Origin of the sequence: Sulfurimonas sp. HSL-1716 (assembly GCF_039645975.1) — a bacterium.
Classification (GTDB): Bacteria; Campylobacterota; Campylobacteria; order Campylobacterales; family Sulfurimonadaceae; genus Hydrocurvibacter; species Hydrocurvibacter sulfurireducens.
Window position 1 is genome coordinate 496534 of the sequence record NZ_CP147918.1, and the last position, 20784, is coordinate 517317.

The following is a 20784-nucleotide window of genomic DNA, read 5'->3' on the forward strand; positions in this document are numbered from 1 at the left end:
TCATATGGGACTGAAGAGGATTAAATTCTACTGGAACATTTTAAGAAAGGAATTGTATGCCTACAATCAACCAATTGATTCGTAATGAGCGCAAAAAAGTGGTTAAAAAATCAAAATCGCCAGCGCTTGTTTCGTGTCCACAGCGTCGTGGTGTTTGTACTCGTGTTTACACTACTACACCAAAAAAACCAAACTCTGCTTTACGTAAAGTAGCAAAAGTTCGTTTAACTTCAGGATTTGAAGTTATTTCATATATCGGTGGAGAGGGTCACAACCTTCAAGAACACTCGATAGTACTAGTTCGCGGCGGTCGTATCAAAGACTTACCGGGGGTTAAATACCATATTGTACGTGGTGCGCTTGACAGTGCCGGTGTTAAAGATCGTACTGTTGCTCGTTCTAAATACGGAACAAAAAAACCTAAAAAATAATTTTTCACGAGTGTGACAGAAGCAGTAAAGCTTTTGAGTAAATTATCAAATTAATTGAAGACAAGGAAATTCAGAGATGAGAAGAAGAAAAGCTCCCGTTCGTGAAATTATGCCTGATCCAATTTATGGAAGCAAAGTTTTAACGAAATTTATAAACAAAATCATGCTAGACGGTAAAAAAAGTACAGCAGAAAAGATTATCTACAGTGCGTTAGATATCATTAGTTCACGTGGTGAAAAAACTGGTATAGACACATTTAACAGCGCTATTGACAACGTTAAACCGATTATCGAAGTCAAAAGCCGTCGTGTAGGTGGTGCAACATACCAAGTTCCAGTAGAGGTACGTCCAGTACGTCAACAATCTTTAGCGATCCGCTGGTTAGTTGACGCATCACGTAATCGTAATGAGCGTACTATGGCAGAACGTCTGGCAAATGAATTAATGGATGCAAGTTCTGAAAAAGGCTCAGCATTCAAGAAAAAAGAGGATACTTACAGAATGGCAGAAGCGAACAAAGCGTTTGCTCACTACCGCTGGTAATAGTTACTTTCCGTCGAACTTCACTTTTGTGAAGTTCTTACATGAAAACCTCTTTCATAAACTGAGAATCATCAGTTTATGAAAGAGGTTGGGCTCTCAAATAAAAAAAGTTTTTTAAGGTAAAATAAATGGCAAGATCACATAAATTAGAAGATGTAAGAAACATCGGTATTGCTGCACACATCGATGCAGGAAAAACTACTACAACAGAACGTATTTTGTTCTATACGGGTGTTGAGCACAAGATCGGTGAGGTTCACGACGGTGCTGCTACAATGGACTGGATGGAGCAAGAGCAAGAGCGTGGTATTACGATCACTTCTGCTGCAACTACTTGTACATGGGCAGACAAACAGATCAATATTATCGATACTCCGGGCCACGTTGACTTCACTATCGAAGTTGAGCGTTCTATGCGTGTGCTTGACGGTGCAGTTTCTGTTTTCTGTGCTGTCGGCGGTGTCCAGCCACAATCTGAGACTGTTTGGAGACAAAGAAACCGTTACGGTGTACCTTCTATCGTTTTCGTTAACAAAATGGATAGAACGGGTGCAGATTTCTATGAAGTCGAAAGACAGATCCGTGAGCGTCTAAAAGGAAATCCTGTGCCTATACAGCTGCCGATAGGTGCTGAAGATGGTTTCCAAGGTGTTGTTGATCTTGTTAAAATGAAAGCGATCGTATGGGATCAAGATGCTGCGATGGGCTCGAACTACCACGTAGAGGATATTCCGGCGGACATGATGGACAAAGCTGAAGAGTATCGTGAAAAAATGATCGAATCAATATCTGAAGTAGACGGTAACGAAGAGCTTATGGAAAAATTCCTTGAGGGCGAAGAGTTGACTGAAGACGAGATCGTCGCAGGTATCAAAGCTGCAACGGTTGCTATGCATATCGTTCCGATGACGGCGGGTACTGCGTTTAAAAACAAAGGTGTTCAAACTCTGCTTGACGCTGTTGTCGCTTATCTTCCGGCACCTACTGAAGTACCGCAGATCAAAGGTACGATGATGGAAGATGAAACTAAAGAGGTTACTGTCGAATCAACTGATAACGGTCCATTCGCATCACTTGCGTTTAAGATCATGACCGACCCGTTCGTCGGACAGTTGACATTTATCCGTGTTTACCGCGGGTCTTTAGAATCCGGTTCATATGTCCACAACTCTACAAAAGATAAAAAAGAGCGTATCGGACGTATCATGAAGATGCATGCTATCAAGCGCGAAGAGGTAAAAGAGATCTATGCGGGCGAAATCGGTGCGGTTGTCGGTCTAAAATCGACAACTACGGGAGATACATTGTGTTCGGAAAAAGATCTTGTAGTATTGGAAAGAATGGATTTCCCAGAGCCGGTTATCTCTGTTGCTGTCGAGCCTAAAACAAAAGCGGATCAAGAAAAAATGGGTATCGCTCTTGGCAAGCTTGCTGCTGAAGATCCGTCATTTAGAGTTCATACAGATGAAGAAACAGGTCAAACTATTATTTCCGGTATGGGAGAGCTTCACCTTGAGATCATCGTTGACCGTATGAAGCGTGAGTTCAAAGTAGAAGCAGAAGTAGGTGCACCGCAGGTTTCTTACCGTGAAGCGATCAAATCTGAAGTTGAACAAGAATACAAATACGCAAAACAATCCGGAGGTCGCGGACAGTTTGGTCACGTCTTCTTGCGTATCAAGCCTAATGAAGCGGGTGCCGGTTTCAAATTTAACAATGAGATCAAAGGCGGGGTTATTCCAAAAGAGTATATTCCTGCAATTGAAAAAGGTGTCAGTGAAGCGATGCAAGGCGGTGTCCTTGCCGGTTATCCGATCGAAGATGTCGAAGTTACTGTATATGACGGTTCATATCATGAAGTCGATTCTAACGAGATGGCGTTCAAACTTGCCGCTTCTATGGGATTCAAAGAGGGATGTAGAAAAGCGGGTGCTGCGATTCTAGAACCGTTAATGAAAGTCGAAGTGGAAGTTCCGGAAGATTATATGGGTGATGTTATCGGTGACCTTAACCGCCGCCGCGGTCAAGTCAACAACATGGGTGACCGTGCAGGTAACAAGATCGTCGATGCATACGTGCCGTTATCTGAGATGTTCGGTTACTCAACAGACCTTCGTTCAGCTACTCAAGGACGTGCAACGTACTCTATGGAATTCCATCACTATGAAGAGGTTCCGAGAAACGTTTCTGAAGAGATTATCAAAAAACGTAACGGATAATCATCTCAACACTCCTTTTGGAGTGTCCTCTGCAATTTATCTTTTTTTATTTTTGCCGATATCTATTCCGCTATATAATAACCGTTAGGAACTGTAATGTTAAAACTGTTTATTCTATCCGTTGTCTTTTTCTTTTCATTTGCCAAAAACCCTGCTGTTTACTCTCTGCTCGGCGATGTCGTTTATAATAATGTCAGCGAAATCAAAAGACTTTCCGATCTTTCTTTGTTTAGTTCCGAAAAACAAAATATCATCGAGTATGCTGCTGAGTGCGAAGAGTTAAAAAAGAAGGGGTTTTCTATCGAAGCAGGCGACGTGAAATATGATAAAATGGAGTATCTCAGCGAGCTTAGAAAGCTTTCTAAGATCAACGACCGTTTTGTCAGGCTTGCCAATACCAAATTTATAAAATCTATCGATGATAACGACATTGGAACATTTAAAGAGCTGATAGATCTGAAAATCGTAAATAAACAAGCAGAAAAAGAAAAAATAAGAAACTTTATATCCGAGCATAAAGCTCAACTTGAAACTACGCAGTATTATATGACGTATAAAGAAGAGATGGAAAAAGATAAGATAGAAAAAGAACGTTTAAGCAAGCAAAGAAATAAAAACTACGCTAAAGAGAAATATTCCAACATCGAAAGAATCAGGGATAAAGATAAAAAACGTCAGGAATCATTGAAAAAAGAGCTTGAAAAGATGGTGGAAGATAAAAAGAAACAGATATATAAGCAGCAAAAAGAGGGATTACAAAACTATTAATCCCATATATCCTCTTGCTCCTCCAATGGTCTTCCCTGTAGTGTCAGATAGGGTTTAAACTGACTTTTATAAGATAGGCTTTCGCACTCTTTTACGTAATATCCGAGATATATCCATTTTTTATCATATATCTTGGCAAATGCAATCTGCCTGTATAGAGAATATTTTCCAAGAGAGAGATTTTTATATTCGGGGTCATAATAAAAGTATATCGACGATATGCCGTTGTCAAGGATATCTATAAGATCCACTCCTATAAGTTTGTCTTGATCGTAATACAACACTTCATGTCCGAAGCTGTCATGTCCGCTGACAAAAGAGGTATAGTAATTTTTTGCATCGGTCTGATTGTTGTCCCATCCCTTTTTTTGATGCATATAGCGATGATACTTATTAAAAAGGTCAATGTGCTTTTGTGTTACCGTAGGGTGCTGCAATACGGTTTTGATATGACTGTTTTTTCTGATAATTCTGCGTTCTGATTTTGAAAAATTATAATTTTGCGCGTCGATTTTAACGCTTTGGCACTCGCTGCATCCTTCGCATATCGGTCTGAAAAACATTTTACCGAATCTTCTCCATCCCCGTTGTGTCAGAGTCATACAATAAGCACTGCTGCATTCGGACAATATCTTGTAATGTGCGGTCTGCTCTTTATTTTGAAGGTAGGAGCATTTGTCGGTCAGTGTGCATTCTTTTAATAGTTTCATAATAGAGATTTTATAATAATATCCGTAAATAGTGTATAATTTTGAATGCTTGAATTTATAATAAAACATAAAATAATGTTATTTCGTACGATCGGCATACTCTTTTTAGTAGGCGGAATCGCTGCTCTTTTTTGGACAAAACCCGATACCGCTTTGACCGAGAACCAGATCGCAGAAGCAAATATAGCCAGAATGGAGGCAAGTCTGCCTAAAAGCGTAGTCTCTGCGAAAAAAAAGCCCAAACCTCCCTCTTTTATGAAAGCATACAAAGAAAAACAAAAAGAACATATCCGCTATCTTGTGATCTTCTTTATAATAAGCGGTATTGTGTTTTTAGCGTATAGTTTTATAAAAAAGAGAGAGTAGGTTTTCTAAAGTAACCGCCTTATGAGCGGTTTTCCAAAGAAATAGATTAAGATCTATTTTCTGAAGAAATATTTTACTTCGTAAAAACGCTACTGCTTATTTTCTAAAGAAACAGGTCAAGACCTGTTTTGGGCGATAAGTACGCCTTCTATCATCGCATCTATATCACCGTCGAGAATAGCGGTGACATTTGTGAAGGCTTCGTTACTTCTGGTATCTTTTACCTGTTGATAGGGTTGAAGAACATAAGAACGTATCTGATGCCCCCATCCTATCTCGCTCTTTTCGATTCCCGCCTCTTTTGCCTTTTTCTGTTCGAGTTCATATTCGTAAAGGCGTGATTTAAGCATCTTCATTGCGGTAGCTTTGTTCTTATGCTGGCTTCTGTCGTTTTGACACTGGACGATGATATTGGTCGGAATATGGGTAATGCGGATGGCCGACTCCGTTTTATTGACGTGCTGTCCGCCTGCACCGGATGCGCGATACGTGTCGATGCGGATATCTTTGTCTTCTATGACGATGTTTATATTATCATCGATCTCGGGTGACACCATAACCGAAGTGAAAGAGGTATGACGTTTTGCATTGGAGTCAAAGGGTGATATGCGGACAAGCCTGTGAATACCGTTTTCGACCTTTAAGTAGCCGTAGGCGTTCTCACCGGATATCAGGATGGAGGCATCTTTTATACCGGCTTCTTCACCGTCTTGATAATCGAGCGTTTCGACTTTAAAATCATGTCTCTCTGCCCATCTTTTATACATTCTAAGGAGTATGGATGCCCAATCTTGAGATTCCGTACCTCCGGCTCCCGGGTGAATGGAAACTATAGCATTGTTGGGATCGGTCTCACCGCTCAATAGGACGCTTATCTCCATTTGACGGACATAGCTTTCCAGATTATCCGCTTCTTCAAAGAGCGTATTCATCGTATCTTCGTCGTTTTCGTCTTTTGCCATCTCATAGAGCTCTTTGGCATCGTTCAGTGCTCCAAAAGCATCTTTGTATTTTTTTAGTTTTCTTTCCAACTGGGTTTTCTCTTTTTGAATAACCGCCGCATTTGACGTGTCGTTCCAAAACTCCTGATCGTTCTCTAAGGCTTCGATCTCTTTGAGACGGGCTTCTATCTTATCCGGCTCGACGACTCCCGCGATATTTTTCATCTTAAGCTGCAGTGTTTTTAAAAGTTCTGTATATTCGTAATTATCCATAAAAGATTTCCTAATGTTGTATAATTGCGATTATATATCACAGAGGCTTAAAAATGAGAGTTTTTCAATCCCCCGCAGAGCTAAAAAACGAGTTAAGAAGTTTAGACGGCAGTATAGGATTTGTTCCGACAATGGGAGCACTCCACAACGGACATATATCGTTAATTAAAAAAGCAAAAGAGCAAAATGATATCGTTGTTGTCTCTATATTCGTCAATCCTACGCAGTTTTTAAAAGGGGAAGATCTTGAGAAATATCCAAGACGTCAGGACGCCGATAAACGTGTGTGTGAATTGGCGGGGGTAGATTATCTCTTTTATCCCGATGCAAACGACATATATGAAAAAGACGAAGTTTCTCTCTGTGCTCCTAACGTAAGAGGATATATCCTAGAGGGCAGCTCCCGTCCGGGACATTTTAGCGGGGTACTTACCGTTGTCATGAAACTTTTAAACATCGTCAGACCCGCAAACGCATACTTCGGTAAAAAAGACGCACAGCAGCTGAATTTGATAACTCTGATGGCAAAGCAGATGTTCATGGACGTGAACATCGTACCTGTCGATACTATGCGTGATGCTTTCGGATTGGCACTGAGCAGCAGAAACGATTATCTTTCCGCCCAAGAGAGGGAAGAAGCATTAAAGATCCCTGCATCTTTAAAGAAGGCTACGAGCATGATCATGTCGGGTATATGTGAGAGCGACAGGATAATCGAGCAGATGAGAGCTATACTTTCACCGCTTGAGATATCTTACGTGGCTGTGGTCGATCGAGAGTTTAAACCCCTTCAAAGAGTAGAACCGGGCAATACGATAATTCTGGTCGAAGCGGTATCGGGCACTACGAGACTACTTGACAATATTTGGCTTTAGGTAGTTTTCATCGATTAAAAGATCGACTATCTTTTTAAATACCGGCACGGCAGTCTGTGCTGCAAAATGATTGTTTGTCGGTTGTACGACCACGACACCGATTGTATATTTGTGGCTGGCATCGTTTGCAAAGCCCAAAAAGGATGTGTTGTATTTATAGACATACTCCCCCTCTTCGACTATATGAGCAGTTCCTGTCTTTCCTCCCACTTCAATGCCCGGTGTAATGGCTTTTTTCCCTGTTCCTTCCTGTACCGTTTTAATGAGAATTTTCTTCATTCTTTCTGCAGTTGCAGGATCTATAACCTGATGACTGGTATCCATAGGTATCTTTGTGACCTTTCCGTCTTTGTCTATAAGTGAAGAGACTAAGGTCGGTATCACTTCTCTTCCGTTATTATTAAAAGCGTCGTAGGCGTTTATCAGCTGTATAAGCGTCACTTTCATGCCGTACCCGTATGATGCGGTGGCTTTGTATATTTCATCGTCGAGCTGCGAAGATGTCGGGATCGATCCCTCTTTTTCATATGAAAGGTCTATATTTGTTTTATGAGAAAGTCCAAACCGGCTCAGTCCTTCATAAAAATCAAGTCCGCTTAACTTTTGCGCAAGCTGTGCCATACCGATATTGGATGAATAGACGATAACATTCTCCGCACTAAGCCAATCGAACTTATGCTCGTCGGTTATGACTTTTCTGCCTATCTTGAACTTTCCGTTGTGACCGTTTACCAGATCATAGGGGTTTACCAGCTTTTTTTCCAAGAGCAGAGTAAAGGTCAGAGGCTTGATGACCGAACCGGGTTCAAAAGCATACTCAATAGCCCAGGTGTTCAGTGAAGGATAGTCGCTTTTTAATATATTTTGAGGAAGATATCTGTTTGAGCTTGCCAGAGACAGTATTCTGCCGTCTTTTGAGGACATGATCACGGCCATTATATGTTTTGCGTCAAGCTCTTTTTTCATTTTGTCCAAAATTCTCTCGACTTTTATCTGGAGCGTCACAGGAATGTTCAGTTTAACGTCCAACCCGTCGATGCCGGGCTTTGTATAGCTGTCTTTGTTGAGTATCATATAGTTGTTTACGTCTCTTGGCGCGAACTGTTTGGCGTCCTGTTTCGATGAGAGCTCGTCTTCATAGCGTTTTTCCACGCCTTTGACCCCGCGTATCTTTGTGTAACCGTCATCTTCTATTTTGTGAGGATAGCCGATAACAGGAGTCAAAAGATTTCCGTACGGATAGATCCTTGCTTCGCCGCTTTCTATGATATTGAGGCCCTGCATCGAGCGTATATGCGTTTTTGGGTTTTCGATCTCGACGAACACCTTGTAGCGTCTAAGCTCAAATGCAAGATTCTTTAAGTATTGAGCCTGTTTGGAATTGATGTTGTAGCTCAACACTACGACACCTTTCTTTTTATACAGAAGTTTTTGTATCTCTTTTGGATCGATATTGCTGTATATGCTAAACAGCTGTATAAAGAGATCCATTTTTTTCGGATCGATATAGTTGGTATTGACGATCGCCTTGTAAAGCTTCTGCGTTGTTGCTATATGAAAGCCGTCGGCACTGATGATATTGCCTCTTTTGGCGTTGGACGTGTCGGAAGTGTAAAGGGAGGGGATATCTCTGGGATTTATCGCCGTAAAAAGCATAACGCTTAAAAAGACGACAAAACCTAGAACTATGATGGAAAAAAGAAGAAATATCTTATTTGATTTGGTTCTGTTTGAGATATTTTGCATGAAAAGCTGAACTGCTTACATTTGGGTTCTGCTGATCTCTTTGTATGCGTTCAATGCTTTGTTGCGTACCTCTAACATCAGTTTCATACTTATCTCCGCCTTGTCGATAGCAAGAGCCGCTTGATGAAGATCTTTTACCTGCCCCGTAGCTATGTCGCTCATAGCTTTTTCGCTGTCTTTTTGAAGATCGTTCACTTCGTTCATGGCAGATTTCAGTTTATCGGCAAAAGCTTCTCCCGTATTGGGTGTTTGTGAGACAGAAGACTTTTTATTTAAAAGATCGGCTGTTGAGAGGCCGTTGATATTATTGATTGCCATAATTTATTCCTTGCCTTACTGTAAAAGAGAAATAGCACTTGTTGCCATGTTTTTCGCACTTTCAAATGCGGCAACATTAGCTTGATACGAACGTGTCGCTTCAACTAAATCGGCCATTTCCACAACTGGATTAATATTTGGATACGCCACATACCCGTTTGCATCAGCATCGGGATGCGTCGGGTCATATTTCATCTTCGGTTTCGTATCGTCGCGCGATATCTTGTCAACTACTACACTCATTATAGCAGGATTTACTTTATTACCAACTTGACCTTCATCCAGCGGGTCTTCGTATCTTGCGGAATTCGTTTCGCCGTTTATAGCCTTATTTATCTCATCGTTAAAATTTATAGCCTTGAAAACGACCTCTTTGCGGCGATACGGTCCGCCTTCTGCTGTACGTGTCGTTTGTGCATTGGCAATGTTTGATGATATGACGTCTACACGCGTCCTTTGTGCAGAGAGTCCGTAACCGCTGATGTCAAAACTGCTTAAAAAATTACTCATGATCGATTTCCTAACTTAATTTACCCGAAGCGTCGATAACGCTTTTAAAGATATTCGCATCTTTTCTGATCGATGCAATAAGAGCGTTATACATAGTCGAGTTTTTACTCATTTCCGTTGTCTCTACGTCTATATCAACGCTGTTCCCGTCGTTTCTGGCCATATGACCGTCTCTGTAAAAAAGAGTGGCTTTTGAATTGTCGACTTCAGGCTGTGCGTCCAGATGCGCCCCGTCTGTTTTTGCCATAGCCAGAGTTCCTGATCTGTCGGCAAATATCTCTTTTTTCTTTTGTATAAGAGCGTCTTCAAATCTTATGTCGCGGGGTTTGTAAAACGGAGTATCTGCATTAGCGATGTTAGAAGCTATCATATCTTGACGCATAGAGCGGTAATCCAACGCCTTTTCCATTAAAGAATATGCTCGCGATATTTCAATACTCATTTTAAACCCTTTGTTTTTTCTAGTCAATGTTAACAAGCAATAATTATTCCATATATTGAGTATTTAAGAGTGAAGTATTAAAAAATATAATTTAAGCAGGGATTAATAATAACTGATGAATAATTGTTATTAAGGTTACTGGTGTAATCCTAATTTTTTATTTAAAAGGAGTTCTTTATGAAAAGAGCTGGTTTTACTATGATCGAATTGATCTTCGTTATCGTTATTTTAGGTATTTTAGCGGCTGTCGCTATTCCAAAACTTGCAGCAACTCGTACTGATGCGCAAGTTTCAAAAATGGCTGCAAATGTTGCTACTCTTGTAACCGATCTTGGTTCTTACTGGACATCAAAAGGTACGTGGGGAACAAATTGGGGTGATATGACAAATGTACCGTTGACTAATACGGGAGGTACAACTTCTTATATCACTACAACAACTCCTTACACAACTCAAGCTTTTCTAACAAATGGTACAACAGCGTCTTGTTATAGTTTTGATTTGAATACTACAAACGGAGTAGTGACGGTGACTGAGCTTGGAAGTACCGATGCAGTGTGTGCCGGCTCATATACGGCAACGGAAACATCCAATTTATCTGCTTCAGGAACTTCGAAAACACATTCATTCGGTAGTACAGGCGTAGTATATTAATATTCTTGAGAGGCCGGTTTTTCAGCCTGCTTCTCAATTAAAACATTATTGCAAAGAATAAAAATATGAGATTTTAAACTTAGTGAGTGAGAGGAGTTTAGAATTTGATATTTTCAACCAAACACTCAGCTTTTACAATGATAGAGTTGATCTTTGTTATTGTCATTATAGGTATCTTGGCAGCTGTTGCGATACCGAGGTTCACTGCTACTCGCGATGATGCAAAAGTTTCACAAATAATGATGAATATAAGTATTGCAACTACCGACATAACATTGTATGCCGTAGCAAAAGGTAATGTGTCTAATGACCTTTCTGTAATGTCGGATGCCGTGAAAAGCATGGTAGATAGAGGTGAAGCGACTTTAGATACGGCAAATAAAAAAGCAACATTTAAAGTCGGCGGTGTTGATTGTGTAAGTCTGGGAATAATGAGCAGCGCTACTAACGAAGATTTAAATGTCAGTTTGATAGCGGCAGGCTCTTCTAATGCATTATGTAAACATTTACAAGATAGTTTGAATGTATCCATGTACGCTATACCCTTACGCGGAACATCTGTAGTTCAATAAAATAAAGAGAGAAAATATGAATAAAAAAAGATCAGCGTTTACTATGATAGAGATGGTTTTTGTCATAGTGGTTCTTGCCATACTCGCAGGCATCGCCATACCAAAATTCACCGCCACGAGAACCGATGCCATTATAGCAAAAGGGCGTTCGGACGTCGCTTCGATACGTACGGCGATATCTACCGAGAGGCAGAAGCGCTTTATGAAGGGAGACAGTTCCTATATAAGCGTACTTGACCATCAAGCGGCGGCGCCGGGAGAAGGAGTCGTTCTCTTTGACAACAACGGCACTGCGGGAAGCACTCTTTTGACATACGGCATAACGACAAAAAATGCCGATGGCGGATGGATGAAAACGGCGGCGAACACATATACTTTTCAAGTTGCGGGTACTACAAATACATTTACATACAACAGCGCCAGCGGCACTTTTAGCTGTACTGCCGGCACATACTGCGACAACCTAACGAAATAAATAGTTAGGTTAAAGTATAATTCTTTTATGAATTACTACTTACTTTCTATCTTAGGCTCTCCTTTGCAGCCGCTTACGTATCAAAGCAAAGAAGATATAGCCGCCGACACGCTCGTAGAGGTTTTGTTAAACGGCAGACAAAAAAATGCCGTGATCATCTCTCAAACAAAGAAGCCTTCATTTAATACGCTTGATATATCCGGCATAAGCGATTTTTATTTTTCAAAAGAGCAGATGGAATTGGCGGTATTTATGTCCAATTATTATCTCTGTTCTCTTGGAGAAGCATTCTCTTTATTTGTTTCCTTTGATAGAAAACTTTCCTGTATGAGTGTTGAAAGTGATTTCGATGACGAGATAAAACTTTCTGCAAAACAAAACGAAGCACTTGCATTTATAAAAACAAAAGATGTCTCGCTTCTTTTTGGTGATACGGGAAGCGGTAAGACGGAGATATATATGAAGCTTTTTAGCGATGCCGTCCGCGAGGGCAGGCGCGCGATATTTTTGATGCCAGAGATCTCGCTTACGCCGCAGATGGAACACCGGCTTGAAGAGCATTTCGGGCAGCGCGTGGTGATGTGGCACTCGAAGATCACAAAAACAGCAAAAGAAAAGATATTAAAGCGTATCCGCAGCGGAGAGGTCGATATAGTCGCGGGAGCGAGGTCGGCACTTTTTACTCCCATGAAAGATGTGGGCGTCATAGTGGTAGACGAGGAACATGACGACAGTTATAAATCATCCAGCAAACCGCGCTACAATGCGCGCGACATGGCGATATATATGGGACAAAACATCGGAGCCAAAGTGATTTTGGGAAGCGCTACGCCGTCTCTTGGCAGTTATGCGAAATTTCCCTCTTTCAGGCTGAAGGGCGGGCATTTTAAAGCAGATCGGGAGTATGTTTATGAGAGTTCGATAGAAGCTATAACTCCGCGTATAGAAGATGAGATACGAAAAGTCAAACAAAAAAATGAACAAAGCATCGTCTTTATCCCGACAAGGGCAAACTTCAAATATCTTATCTGTACGGATTGCGGACATAAATATCAGTGTCCGTACTGCAGTGTCGGAATGAGCGTACATCAAAAAAGCAAGACCTTAAAATGCCACTATTGCAGTTTTGCGACGCAGATCCCTCAGGTCTGTCCCGAGTGTAAAGAACACTCCTTAAAAAGTGCCAGACTCGGAACGGCAGAGGCTCTCAAGCATCTTCAAGATAATCTAGAGAACGTGCATATAGAACAGTTTGACAGAGATGTGATCACTACGCAAAACAAGCTCATAAAGACACTTAAAAGGTTCAATGACAAAGAGATAGACGTATTGGTCGGGACACAGATGTTAAGCAAGGGACATGACTATCATGACGTGACGCTGGCCGTTGTTCTGGGACTTGACAATATGCTTAACATGAGCGATTACAGAGCAAGGGAAAAAGCTCTTTCCTCACTTGTTCAGATAGCGGGACGAAGCGGGCGAAAAAAAGAAGCAAAGGTCATAGTGCAGACTTTCAACCGAGAGTTCTTTGAAGCTTACATAGATGATTATGAAAGGTTTTTAAAAGACGAGCTGGAGTTCAGACGCGGGGTATATCCGCCTTTTAAAAAACTCTGCCGCGTACTTTTTGCACATAAAAACGGAATGAAAGCCCAAAGCGAGATGTTGGACATGGCGGAAAGGTTAAAATCTTTTAGTGAAGTGGAGATCGTCGGCTTTGGCCCGTCAGCCATCGAGAAGATAGCGGGAAAATATCGATTTATGATACTTCTGCGCGCTCAAAAAAGTACCGAGATCATCAAAGCCGTCTTAGGATGTAAAAACGAGCTGGCGCAAATCGACATGGATCCCATCGAGTTCGCATAAAGTTGGTTTCAAAGCAGTTTTTTAGACCAAAAGAGATATTATATCTTTATGATAAAAAGATACGAGACTAAAAAAATCTATGTCGGAGATGTTGCGGTAGGCGGGGATGCGCCCATAAGTGTACAGTCTATGACATATTCCAACACAAGAGATGTCGAAGCGACCGTGGAGCAGATAAACAGACTGCATTTTGCAGGATGTGATATCGTCCGTGTGGCAGTGCCTGATATGCAAGATGCCCTGGCGCTAAAAGCGATAAAAGAGCGCATCTCTTTGCCGCTTGTCGCAGATATCCATTTTAACCATAAATTGGCTTTAGTGGCGGCGGAAGTCGTGGACTGTATCCGTATCAATCCCGGGAATATAGGCTCAAAAGACAAAGTACGCGAAGTCGTAAAAGCATGCCGGGAGAGAAAACTTCCTATCCGCATAGGCGTAAATGCAGGGAGTCTTGAAAAAGAGTTTGACAACAAGTACGGTCCTACAGCTGAAGCGATGGTGGCCTCAGCCGAGTACAACATCAAATTTTTGGAAGATATGGGATTCGATGATATAAAGATCTCGCTCAAAGCCAGCGACGTACAAAGAACGGTCGAAGCGTATAGGATGCTTCGTCCGAAAAACAACTATCCGTTTCATCTGGGTGTCACAGAAGCCGGGACCATATTTCACGCGACCATTAAAAGCGCCATAGGATTGGGGACACTTTTGCTCGAGGGTATCGGCGACACGATGCGCGTCTCCATAACCGGAGAGCTGGAAGAGGAGATAAAGGTCGGCCGTGCCATCCTTAAAGACAGCGGTGCGGCACCTGAGGGGCTCAATATCATCTCCTGCCCTACGTGCGGGCGTATCGAAGCCGATCTGGTAAGTGCGGTAAGCGAAATAGAAAAAAGAACGGCACACATAAAAACACCTCTGAACGTATCGGTTATGGGCTGTGTGGTCAATGCCATAGGCGAAGCACAGCATGCTGATGTTGCTATCGCTTACGGAAAAGGAAAAGGGCTTGTGATGGTAAAAGGCGAAGTCGTGGCAAACCTGAATGAAGACAAATTGGTAGAACGTTTTATAAATGAAATTGAAAAGATGGCAAGCAATGACTGAGAACAACCTTTATAACCTGACATTTGAAAAATCTATTTTAAGTTCGATCATCTTCGAACCCAAGCAGTTCGACGAGCTTGAATCCCTACTCAAGCATGACGATTTTTATCTGCCTGCACATCAGGATATCTATAAAGCGATGGTCTCGCTTACGCGCAGGGATGAGCCCATAGATGAAGAGTTTATAAAAAAAGAGCTTTCCAAAGAGAAAAAATTTGATGAGAGCATCATGCTCGATATTCTTTCGGCGAATCCGATCGCCAATATCAAAGCGTATGTGAACGAGATAAAAGACAAATCTTTAAAACGCCATCTTTTGACGCTTACCACGGAGATAAAACGTGTAACGCTTGAAGAGGAACTGCCAAGCGATGACGTGGTGAATCTGGTAGAGAAAAAACTTTACGAGATAACACAGGATTCTCAAACGAGCGATTTTAAAGATTCTCCGACCGTGACGTATGATACGATGGAGTACATCAAAGAGATGAAAGCCCGCGGTAACTCTACTCTTGTGGGAGTGGATACCGGGTTTAATGAACTCAATAAAATGACGACGGGATTTGGCAAGGGCGATTTGGTCATTATTGCGGCGCGTCCTGCAATGGGTAAAACTTCTTTTGTCCTTAACACCGTAAACAAGCTGATACATGACGGAAAAGGGGTGGCCTTTTTCTCGCTTGAAATGCCTGCCGAACAGCTGATGCTGAGACTCCTGAGCATCCAGACATCCATATTTTTACAAAAGCTTCGCGTGGGTGATTTGAACGACGATGAATGGAGCAAGCTCAGCGATGCGATAGACAAGATGAACAGAGCAAAACTTTTTGTGGACGATCAGGGTTCTGTGAACATCAATCAGCTTCGTTCAAAACTGAGAAAGCTCAAAAATCAGCATCCGGAAATCGAGGTCGCCGTTATCGATTACCTTCAGATCATGAGCGGTACGGGAGGCAAGGATCGCCACTTGGAGGTCAGCGAGATATCCCGCGGTCTGAAAATGCTTGCCCGTGAACTCGGTATACCGATCATAGCGCTTTCTCAGCTCAACCGCGGACTTGAATCACGTAACGACAAACGTCCGATGCTCAGCGATATCCGCGAATCCGGCTCGATCGAGCAGGATGCAGATATCATCCTTTTTGTCTATCGTGACGACGTCTATCTCTATAAAGAGGAAAAAGAGCGTGAAAAAGCGGCTAAAGCCGAGGGAAAAGAGTTTCAGGCGACATATCAGGAAAAAGAGGTGGAGGAAGCTGAGATCATTATCGGTAAGCAGCGTAACGGGCCTACCGGACATGTAAAGCTGATGTTTCAGAAAAAACTTACACGCTTTGTGGATTATACAAAAGGGATCGAAACCGTGTATGAGAACGTAGATACAAGATCGGCCGAGATCAGCGTCAGCAGCGATTCTGTCTCAATGCCCACGCTTTAGGTTATGATAGAGCGTCCCGATCTTTTCAGCGGACGCGGCTATCTTTATGTCCTTCTTCTCTTTCTTACGCTGTTTTTACTTTCGCTCTCAATCGAATATTTTTCATACAAAAAACTTTCTTCGCAAAAAAATGCGACTCTTACCTGCAAGGTTGTAAACCAATATGAAAAAAGCAGAGGTTCTCATAGTTACTATATCTTGAAACTCGACTGCGGCGATACGTTGGTATATACCTCGCAAAGACTTTCTTTGGGCGATATGACCGGACAGAAAATAACTGCGGAGTTTTCTCTTAACAAACTTGATTTTTTAGGATATCTCAAAGGCTTTTATGCAAAAAGCAAGATTTTATACGGTGAGGACGAGGACGATTTTAAGACAAGGTTAAACACTTTGATCTCTGCACAGCATTCAAATAAAGATGCCGCCGAGATATATAAGGCGCTCTACACCGCTTCGCCGCTGAAAAAAGAACTCCGTCAAAAACTCTCATCACTTGGGATAAGCCATCTCATGGCGATCAGCGGATTTCATCTGGGCGTTTTGAGTACTGTTTTGTTTTTTTTCTTCGGGCTTTTTTATAAACCGCTGCAAAACAGATATTTTCCCTACAGATCGGCAGGCCGGGACCTGTTTGCCGCAGTTGCTTTCTTTTTGTTTTTTTATGTCTGGTTCTTGGATTTTACGCCTTCGTTGCTTAGAAGTTTCACGATGCTTGCAGTCGGGTATTTTTTATATGACAGAGGATTAAAAGTGCTCTCGATGCAGACACTTTTTGTGAGTGTTTTGCTGCTTGTCGCCTTGATGCCGAAGCTGCTTCTTTCCATAGGATTTTGGCTTTCTGTGAGTGGCGTGTTTTATATATTTTTGTTTTTGATCCATCTGGGAGGAATGAAAAAGCTCTCTATTTTTTTACTGCTTCCCGTTTTCGTTTATTTGTCCATGCTGCCGTTTTCTCTTTATATCTTCGGGATATTTTCCCTGCTGCATCCGCTTTCGATCATCTGGACGACACTGTTCACACTTTTTTATCCGCTTAGCATCTTGATGCATATGGCGGGCTTTGGAGGGATCTTTGACGGATGGCTTTTGAAACTGCTCTCACTTGGAGAAAGTTTTCAAACCCTGCATGTGAGTGCCACACTCTTTTACATACATATAGGTTTGTCATTTTTGGCTGTCAGATACAGGCTTTTTTTCTACGCTTTGGCTGTTTTCAGTTTTCTTTTCCTGATATATGCGATGCAGAATGTAGCATAGTTTCATCCCATAGATGAAGATGATCCATGAGATGTATATCCAAAAAAACAGGAATATGACCATCGCAAAAGAACCGTACATCGTTGCATAAGTCTTGTTGTAGACGACGTAGTAGATGAACGAAGATTTGGCGATAGAGAAGATAGTCGATGTGATAAACGAGGCTATGAGCGAAGCTTTGGGTTCTATTTTGATGTTTGCGGCTATTTGATAGATAAGGAAAAAAAGCGCCCAGATGATGAGATAGGGAAATATCTTGATGATGTTTATCCAACCCGACAAGATGCTTTCATCGACGATCATGGCAAGTTTTCCGGAGATATAAAACGAAACACCTAACGCAATTGGCGTCAATGTTATAAGTGTCCAATACGTCGTCACGGATTCCCATACCGTTCTTTTTTGCGCGTGAAATATGCGGTTTACGATATATTCGAAGTTTTGGAAAAAAAGCATGGAGGCGATGATGACGCTCGCAAATCCGATCACTCCCATCTTTACCGAGTTTTTCAAAAATCCATCGATATAGCCCATGATAGCCTGTGAGTTCACGGGCATAAGATTTGAGAAGATAAAGTTCTTTATGGTCTCGTAATGTTCACTGAAGCTTGGAAGGGAGGTAATAAGAGTCATCACTATCATCAAAAGGGGGATGATGGTAAAGATGGTGTAAAAGCTCAGGCTTGCCGCAAAGAGCGTCAATTCTTTATCGATAAATCCGAGAATTACCGCTTTTCCTTCCAGCAATAGGTCTTTTGTCTTTTTATTCATTTTATAGCGCATCCCTCAGCCTCCGACGAGCATTTTACGAACTTAGGCAGTTTTATATCCAGTGTCTTGATCTCTTTGAGAGCTTCCGTTCTAAATCTGTCCAAAGGGGATCTGACAGAGTAGTATGCCCAGGTTCCGCGTCTGTCGACCCGTAAAAACCCTGCGTCTTTAAGTATTTTTAGATGACGCGAGAGGCGGGACTGTATCATCTCAAACGACTCTTGCAGATCGCAGACGCACATCGCTCCGTTCTCGTCTATAAAGCGCAGAAGCTTTACTCTCGTTTCATCGTTTAGTGCCGATACGGTAGTCAAAAAAATTTCCATAGAAAATTATAGCACAGATTTTAAATATCAAGATATATTGATTTATTGATGAAAAGATGGTATAGTTTTACATGACGAATATAAAGGACACACTATGCAAAAAACAGTAAAAAGCTTCAAAAACGGTGTAAATATCTCTTTCACGGGTGAAGTCAAAAAAGAAAATATAGTGACTATGGTGCAAAACTGCCAGACTGGAAAATGCGACTGTATGAGCGATGAGACGAAAAAAAAGATAAAAAATATGGAAGTTTCGGGCAAAGACGGTGATGTAAACCTGACGCTTAGCGGCGATATTTTAAAAGAGGAGATAGAACAGGCTCTGTTGAAATCAAAAGTGATGAACGACAAATGCTGTTAGCTGGCGGCATCTTTTTAATAACGCTCATCTTTATCATCTGGCAGCCTAAGGGGTTGCAGATAGGCACGACAGCGGTTGTCGGAGCACTCATCAGCATAGTGCTCGGTGTGGTCAGTTTTAATGATGTTTTAACCGTGACTAACATCGTTTGGGACGCGACTTTGGCTTTTATAGGCATTATTATCCTTTCCATGGTGCTTGACGAAATAGGTTTTTTCGAATACGCCGCACTTAAGATGGCGCGTTACAGCGGAGGAAACGGACACTTGATGTTTGTTTACATCCTGCTTCTAGGAGCTGTAGTGGCGGCATTCTTTGCCAATGACGGAGCGGCGCTCATCCTTACTCCGATCCTGCTTGCAAAGATGAAGCATCTCAAGATGAAGCCCGTAGCCGTATTTGCCTTTTTGATGGCAGGCGGATTTATCGGTGACAGCGCTTCAAATCCGCTTGTCATCTCCAATCTTACCAACATTGTGACGGCGGGATATTTTCATATAGGATTTAGCGAATATGCAAAAAATATGTTCCTGCCGAATCTGCTTAGCATCATGGCTTCCATAGCGGTTTTATGGATCTATTTCAGAAAAGATATTCCAAAAAGCATCGACATCGCATCTTTGGCAGAGCCTCGTTCGGTCATAAAAAATATGACGATGTTTAAACTTTCTTGGTTCTTTCTTGCATTTTTGATGGCCGGATATTTCATGGGAGACAGATTTCATCTGCCGGTTTCGCTCTTTGCTCTTGGCGGAGCAATACTGTTTTTGCTTATAGCAAATCATTACAAAGCGGTTAAACCCATTATGACCATTAAAGCTGCGCCTTGGCAGGTTGTTTGGTTTTCGATAGGACTTTACGTGGTTGTCTACGGACTTAAAAATGCGGGTATCACGGATATCATCGCTTCATGGATAACCGAACTGATAAAACAGGGAGATACGATCGCCGTTATCGCAACGGGATTTTTGTCGGCATTTATCAGTTCGATCATGAACAATATGCCGACCATTATGCTGATGGATATCTCCATAAATCATGTAGGATATGCAGGAAACGAGGCCTTGGCTTATGCAAATATTCTAGGCTCGAACTTAGGACCGAAAATGACGCCTATCGGTTCGCTTGCCACACTGTTGTGGCTTCATGTACTGGCAAAAAAAGGTGTCAAGATCACTTGGGGCGAGTATATGAAAGTAGGTCTTGTGATCACTCCTCCCGTACTTTTCACGGCGCTTTTGGGACTTATCTGATCTGTGATGCGAAGAGTGCTGCTAAAAGATAGAGCATTGTAGCGGCTATGTCTTTGATGCCGTTGATGTTTTTTAACGGAGTAAACGATGCCAGTATTCCAAAAAAAGCGGAAAGGACAACGGCACTTATAAAAGGCTCTGCAAGCATTGTGTGCAAGCTAAGAAATTGAGATGCCAAACTGACAAAAAAACTAAGAGCCAAGAGAAACCAGTAGCGTTTGGGGCCGATATTGCAAGAACAGCCTATGCCGGAGCCTTTGAGCAGATTTTTAAGATCCAAATCCGTAAAGGTTAAAAAGATCATGGCGGGAAGCAGATTGTTTTTTAGTGTATGATAGATGCTCTTTATCTCCTGCGTATTTGCAAAGATTCCCAGATACGATAAAAGAGATGTGCCGATAAATATGAAGAGTATGATATAAATATGCGAAGAAAAAACTTTGAAACGGCTTTTTTGTTTCAAGTAGCCAAAAAATGTTCCGATAGCCGCAATGATTAACAGATATAATAGGGGTGATGTTATCATAAGCAAATTGTAGCATAAGCTTGAATGTG

The 20784-nt window shown here is 41.8% G+C and carries 24 protein-coding genes; 15 read left to right on the forward strand and 9 right to left on the reverse strand.

From position 1 onward, the window contains the following. The first annotated feature begins 56 nt into the window (after positions 1–56). The 4 genes from rpsL to WCY03_RS02620 all read left to right on the forward strand — a co-directional run bounded on the left by rpsL (position 57) and on the right by WCY03_RS02620 (position 3962). Positions 57–431, forward strand: coding sequence for a 30S ribosomal protein S12 (gene rpsL / locus WCY03_RS02605; RefSeq protein ID WP_345993434.1), 375 nt, complete (start codon positions 57–59; stop codon positions 429–431). A 76-nt stretch (positions 432–507) separates the two neighbouring features. After that, the gene (gene rpsG / locus WCY03_RS02610; protein WP_345993435.1) at positions 508–975 is read left to right on the forward strand and encodes a 30S ribosomal protein S7; all 468 of its coding nucleotides are present in this window, start codon (positions 508–510) and stop codon (positions 973–975) included. Between the two features lie 128 nt (positions 976–1103). Further along, complete coding sequence (gene fusA, locus WCY03_RS02615; RefSeq protein ID WP_345993436.1) at positions 1104–3194, forward strand: elongation factor G; 2091 nt, start codon at positions 1104–1106, stop codon at positions 3192–3194. 96 nt (positions 3195–3290) lie between these two features. Then, positions 3291–3962, forward strand: coding sequence for a hypothetical protein (locus WCY03_RS02620; RefSeq protein ID WP_345993437.1), 672 nt, complete (start codon positions 3291–3293; stop codon positions 3960–3962). Here the strand turns inward: WCY03_RS02620 and WCY03_RS02625 are convergent. Next, on the reverse strand, positions 3959–4672 hold the full coding sequence (locus tag WCY03_RS02625; protein WP_345993438.1) for an arginyltransferase: 714 nt from the start codon (positions 4670–4672) through the stop codon (positions 3959–3961). The two genes, WCY03_RS02620 and WCY03_RS02625, sit on opposite strands and share 4 nt — an antisense overlap. A gap of 75 nt (positions 4673–4747) precedes the next feature. Here WCY03_RS02625 and WCY03_RS02630 point away from each other — a divergent pair, with 75 nt between their 5' ends. Beyond that, a complete protein-coding gene (locus WCY03_RS02630; RefSeq protein WP_345993439.1) occupies positions 4748–5038 on the forward strand; it encodes a hypothetical protein in 291 nt (96 codons plus the stop codon). A gap of 116 nt (positions 5039–5154) precedes the next feature. Here the strand turns inward: WCY03_RS02630 and prfB are convergent, their stop codons facing one another. Next, complete coding sequence (gene prfB / locus WCY03_RS02635; RefSeq protein ID WP_345993440.1) at positions 5155–6252, reverse strand: peptide chain release factor 2; 1098 nt, start codon at positions 6250–6252, stop codon at positions 5155–5157. Between the two features lie 53 nt (positions 6253–6305). On the opposite strand from prfB, the gene panC reads away from it, so the two are divergent. Then, positions 6306–7127 carry a pantoate--beta-alanine ligase gene (panC, locus tag WCY03_RS02640; protein WP_345993441.1) on the forward strand — a complete coding sequence of 274 codons (822 nt, stop codon included), beginning with the start codon at positions 6306–6308 and terminating at the stop codon, positions 7125–7127. On the opposite strand, the gene WCY03_RS02645 is transcribed toward panC, so the two are convergent. The 4 genes from WCY03_RS02645 to flgB are packed head-to-tail and all read right to left on the reverse strand — an operon-like array spanning position 7104 to position 10143. Further along, on the reverse strand, positions 7104–8873 hold the full coding sequence (locus WCY03_RS02645) for a penicillin-binding protein 2 (protein ID WP_345993442.1): 1770 nt from the start codon (positions 8871–8873) through the stop codon (positions 7104–7106). The genes panC and WCY03_RS02645 overlap by 24 nt on opposite strands. A gap of 15 nt (positions 8874–8888) precedes the next feature. Then, positions 8889–9191 (reverse strand): flagellar hook-basal body complex protein FliE, encoded by a 303-nt coding sequence (gene fliE, locus WCY03_RS02650; protein ID WP_345993443.1) that lies wholly within the window; start codon positions 9189–9191, stop codon positions 8889–8891. A 15-nt stretch (positions 9192–9206) separates the two neighbouring features. After that, entirely contained in the window at positions 9207–9701 is a 495-nt protein-coding gene (flgC, locus tag WCY03_RS02655) for a flagellar basal body rod protein FlgC (RefSeq protein ID WP_345993444.1), read from the reverse strand. Positions 9702–9711: 10 nt separating this feature from the next. After that, positions 9712–10143 carry a flagellar basal body rod protein FlgB gene (gene flgB, locus WCY03_RS02660; RefSeq protein ID WP_345993445.1) on the reverse strand — a complete coding sequence of 144 codons (432 nt, stop codon included), beginning with the start codon at positions 10141–10143 and terminating at the stop codon, positions 9712–9714. Positions 10144–10320: 177 nt separating this feature from the next. Here flgB and WCY03_RS02665 point away from each other — a divergent pair, with 177 nt between their 5' ends. The 7 genes from WCY03_RS02665 to WCY03_RS02695 all read left to right on the forward strand — a co-directional run bounded on the left by WCY03_RS02665 (position 10321) and on the right by WCY03_RS02695 (position 17518). Then, a complete protein-coding gene (locus tag WCY03_RS02665; protein ID WP_345993446.1) occupies positions 10321–10797 on the forward strand; it encodes a prepilin-type N-terminal cleavage/methylation domain-containing protein in 477 nt (158 codons plus the stop codon). A 104-nt stretch (positions 10798–10901) separates the two neighbouring features. Beyond that, positions 10902–11369 carry a type II secretion system protein gene (locus WCY03_RS02670; RefSeq protein ID WP_345993447.1) on the forward strand — a complete coding sequence of 156 codons (468 nt, stop codon included), beginning with the start codon at positions 10902–10904 and terminating at the stop codon, positions 11367–11369. A 16-nt stretch (positions 11370–11385) separates the two neighbouring features. Continuing rightward, on the forward strand, positions 11386–11844 hold the full coding sequence (locus WCY03_RS02675) for a type II secretion system protein (protein ID WP_345993448.1): 459 nt from the start codon (positions 11386–11388) through the stop codon (positions 11842–11844). Positions 11845–11871: 27 nt separating this feature from the next. After that, entirely contained in the window at positions 11872–13713 is a 1842-nt protein-coding gene (locus WCY03_RS02680; RefSeq protein WP_345993449.1) for a primosomal protein N', read from the forward strand. Between the two features lie 48 nt (positions 13714–13761). After that, positions 13762–14820 (forward strand): flavodoxin-dependent (E)-4-hydroxy-3-methylbut-2-enyl-diphosphate synthase, encoded by a 1059-nt coding sequence (ispG, locus tag WCY03_RS02685; RefSeq protein WP_345993450.1) that lies wholly within the window; start codon positions 13762–13764, stop codon positions 14818–14820. After that, a complete protein-coding gene (locus WCY03_RS02690; protein WP_345993451.1) occupies positions 14813–16258 on the forward strand; it encodes a replicative DNA helicase in 1446 nt (481 codons plus the stop codon). Before ispG ends, WCY03_RS02690 begins: the two co-directional genes overlap by 8 nt. A gap of 3 nt (positions 16259–16261) precedes the next feature. After that, on the forward strand, positions 16262–17518 hold the full coding sequence (locus tag WCY03_RS02695; protein ID WP_345993452.1) for a ComEC/Rec2 family competence protein: 1257 nt from the start codon (positions 16262–16264) through the stop codon (positions 17516–17518). Here WCY03_RS02695 and WCY03_RS02700 read toward each other — a convergent pair. Next, positions 17426–18289 carry a YihY family inner membrane protein gene (locus tag WCY03_RS02700; RefSeq protein ID WP_345993453.1) on the reverse strand — a complete coding sequence of 288 codons (864 nt, stop codon included), beginning with the start codon at positions 18287–18289 and terminating at the stop codon, positions 17426–17428. The genes WCY03_RS02695 and WCY03_RS02700 overlap by 93 nt on opposite strands. After that, positions 18286–18615, reverse strand: coding sequence for a metalloregulator ArsR/SmtB family transcription factor (locus WCY03_RS02705; protein ID WP_345993454.1), 330 nt, complete (start codon positions 18613–18615; stop codon positions 18286–18288). The genes WCY03_RS02700 and WCY03_RS02705 overlap by 4 nt, the downstream gene beginning before the upstream one ends. A 94-nt stretch (positions 18616–18709) precedes the next feature. Here WCY03_RS02705 and WCY03_RS02710 point away from each other — a divergent pair, with 94 nt between their 5' ends. Both WCY03_RS02710 and WCY03_RS02715 read left to right on the forward strand, forming a co-directional pair. Next, complete coding sequence (locus WCY03_RS02710; protein ID WP_345993455.1) at positions 18710–18976, forward strand: hypothetical protein; 267 nt, start codon at positions 18710–18712, stop codon at positions 18974–18976. Continuing rightward, the gene (locus WCY03_RS02715; RefSeq protein ID WP_345993456.1) at positions 18967–20229 is read left to right on the forward strand and encodes an arsenic transporter; all 1263 of its coding nucleotides are present in this window, start codon (positions 18967–18969) and stop codon (positions 20227–20229) included. Before WCY03_RS02710 ends, WCY03_RS02715 begins: the two co-directional genes overlap by 10 nt. On the opposite strand, the gene WCY03_RS02720 is transcribed toward WCY03_RS02715, so the two are convergent. Beyond that, positions 20222–20755, reverse strand: coding sequence for a DUF819 family protein (locus WCY03_RS02720; protein WP_345993457.1), 534 nt, complete (start codon positions 20753–20755; stop codon positions 20222–20224). The genes WCY03_RS02715 and WCY03_RS02720 overlap by 8 nt on opposite strands. Positions 20756–20784 lie beyond the last annotated feature (29 nt).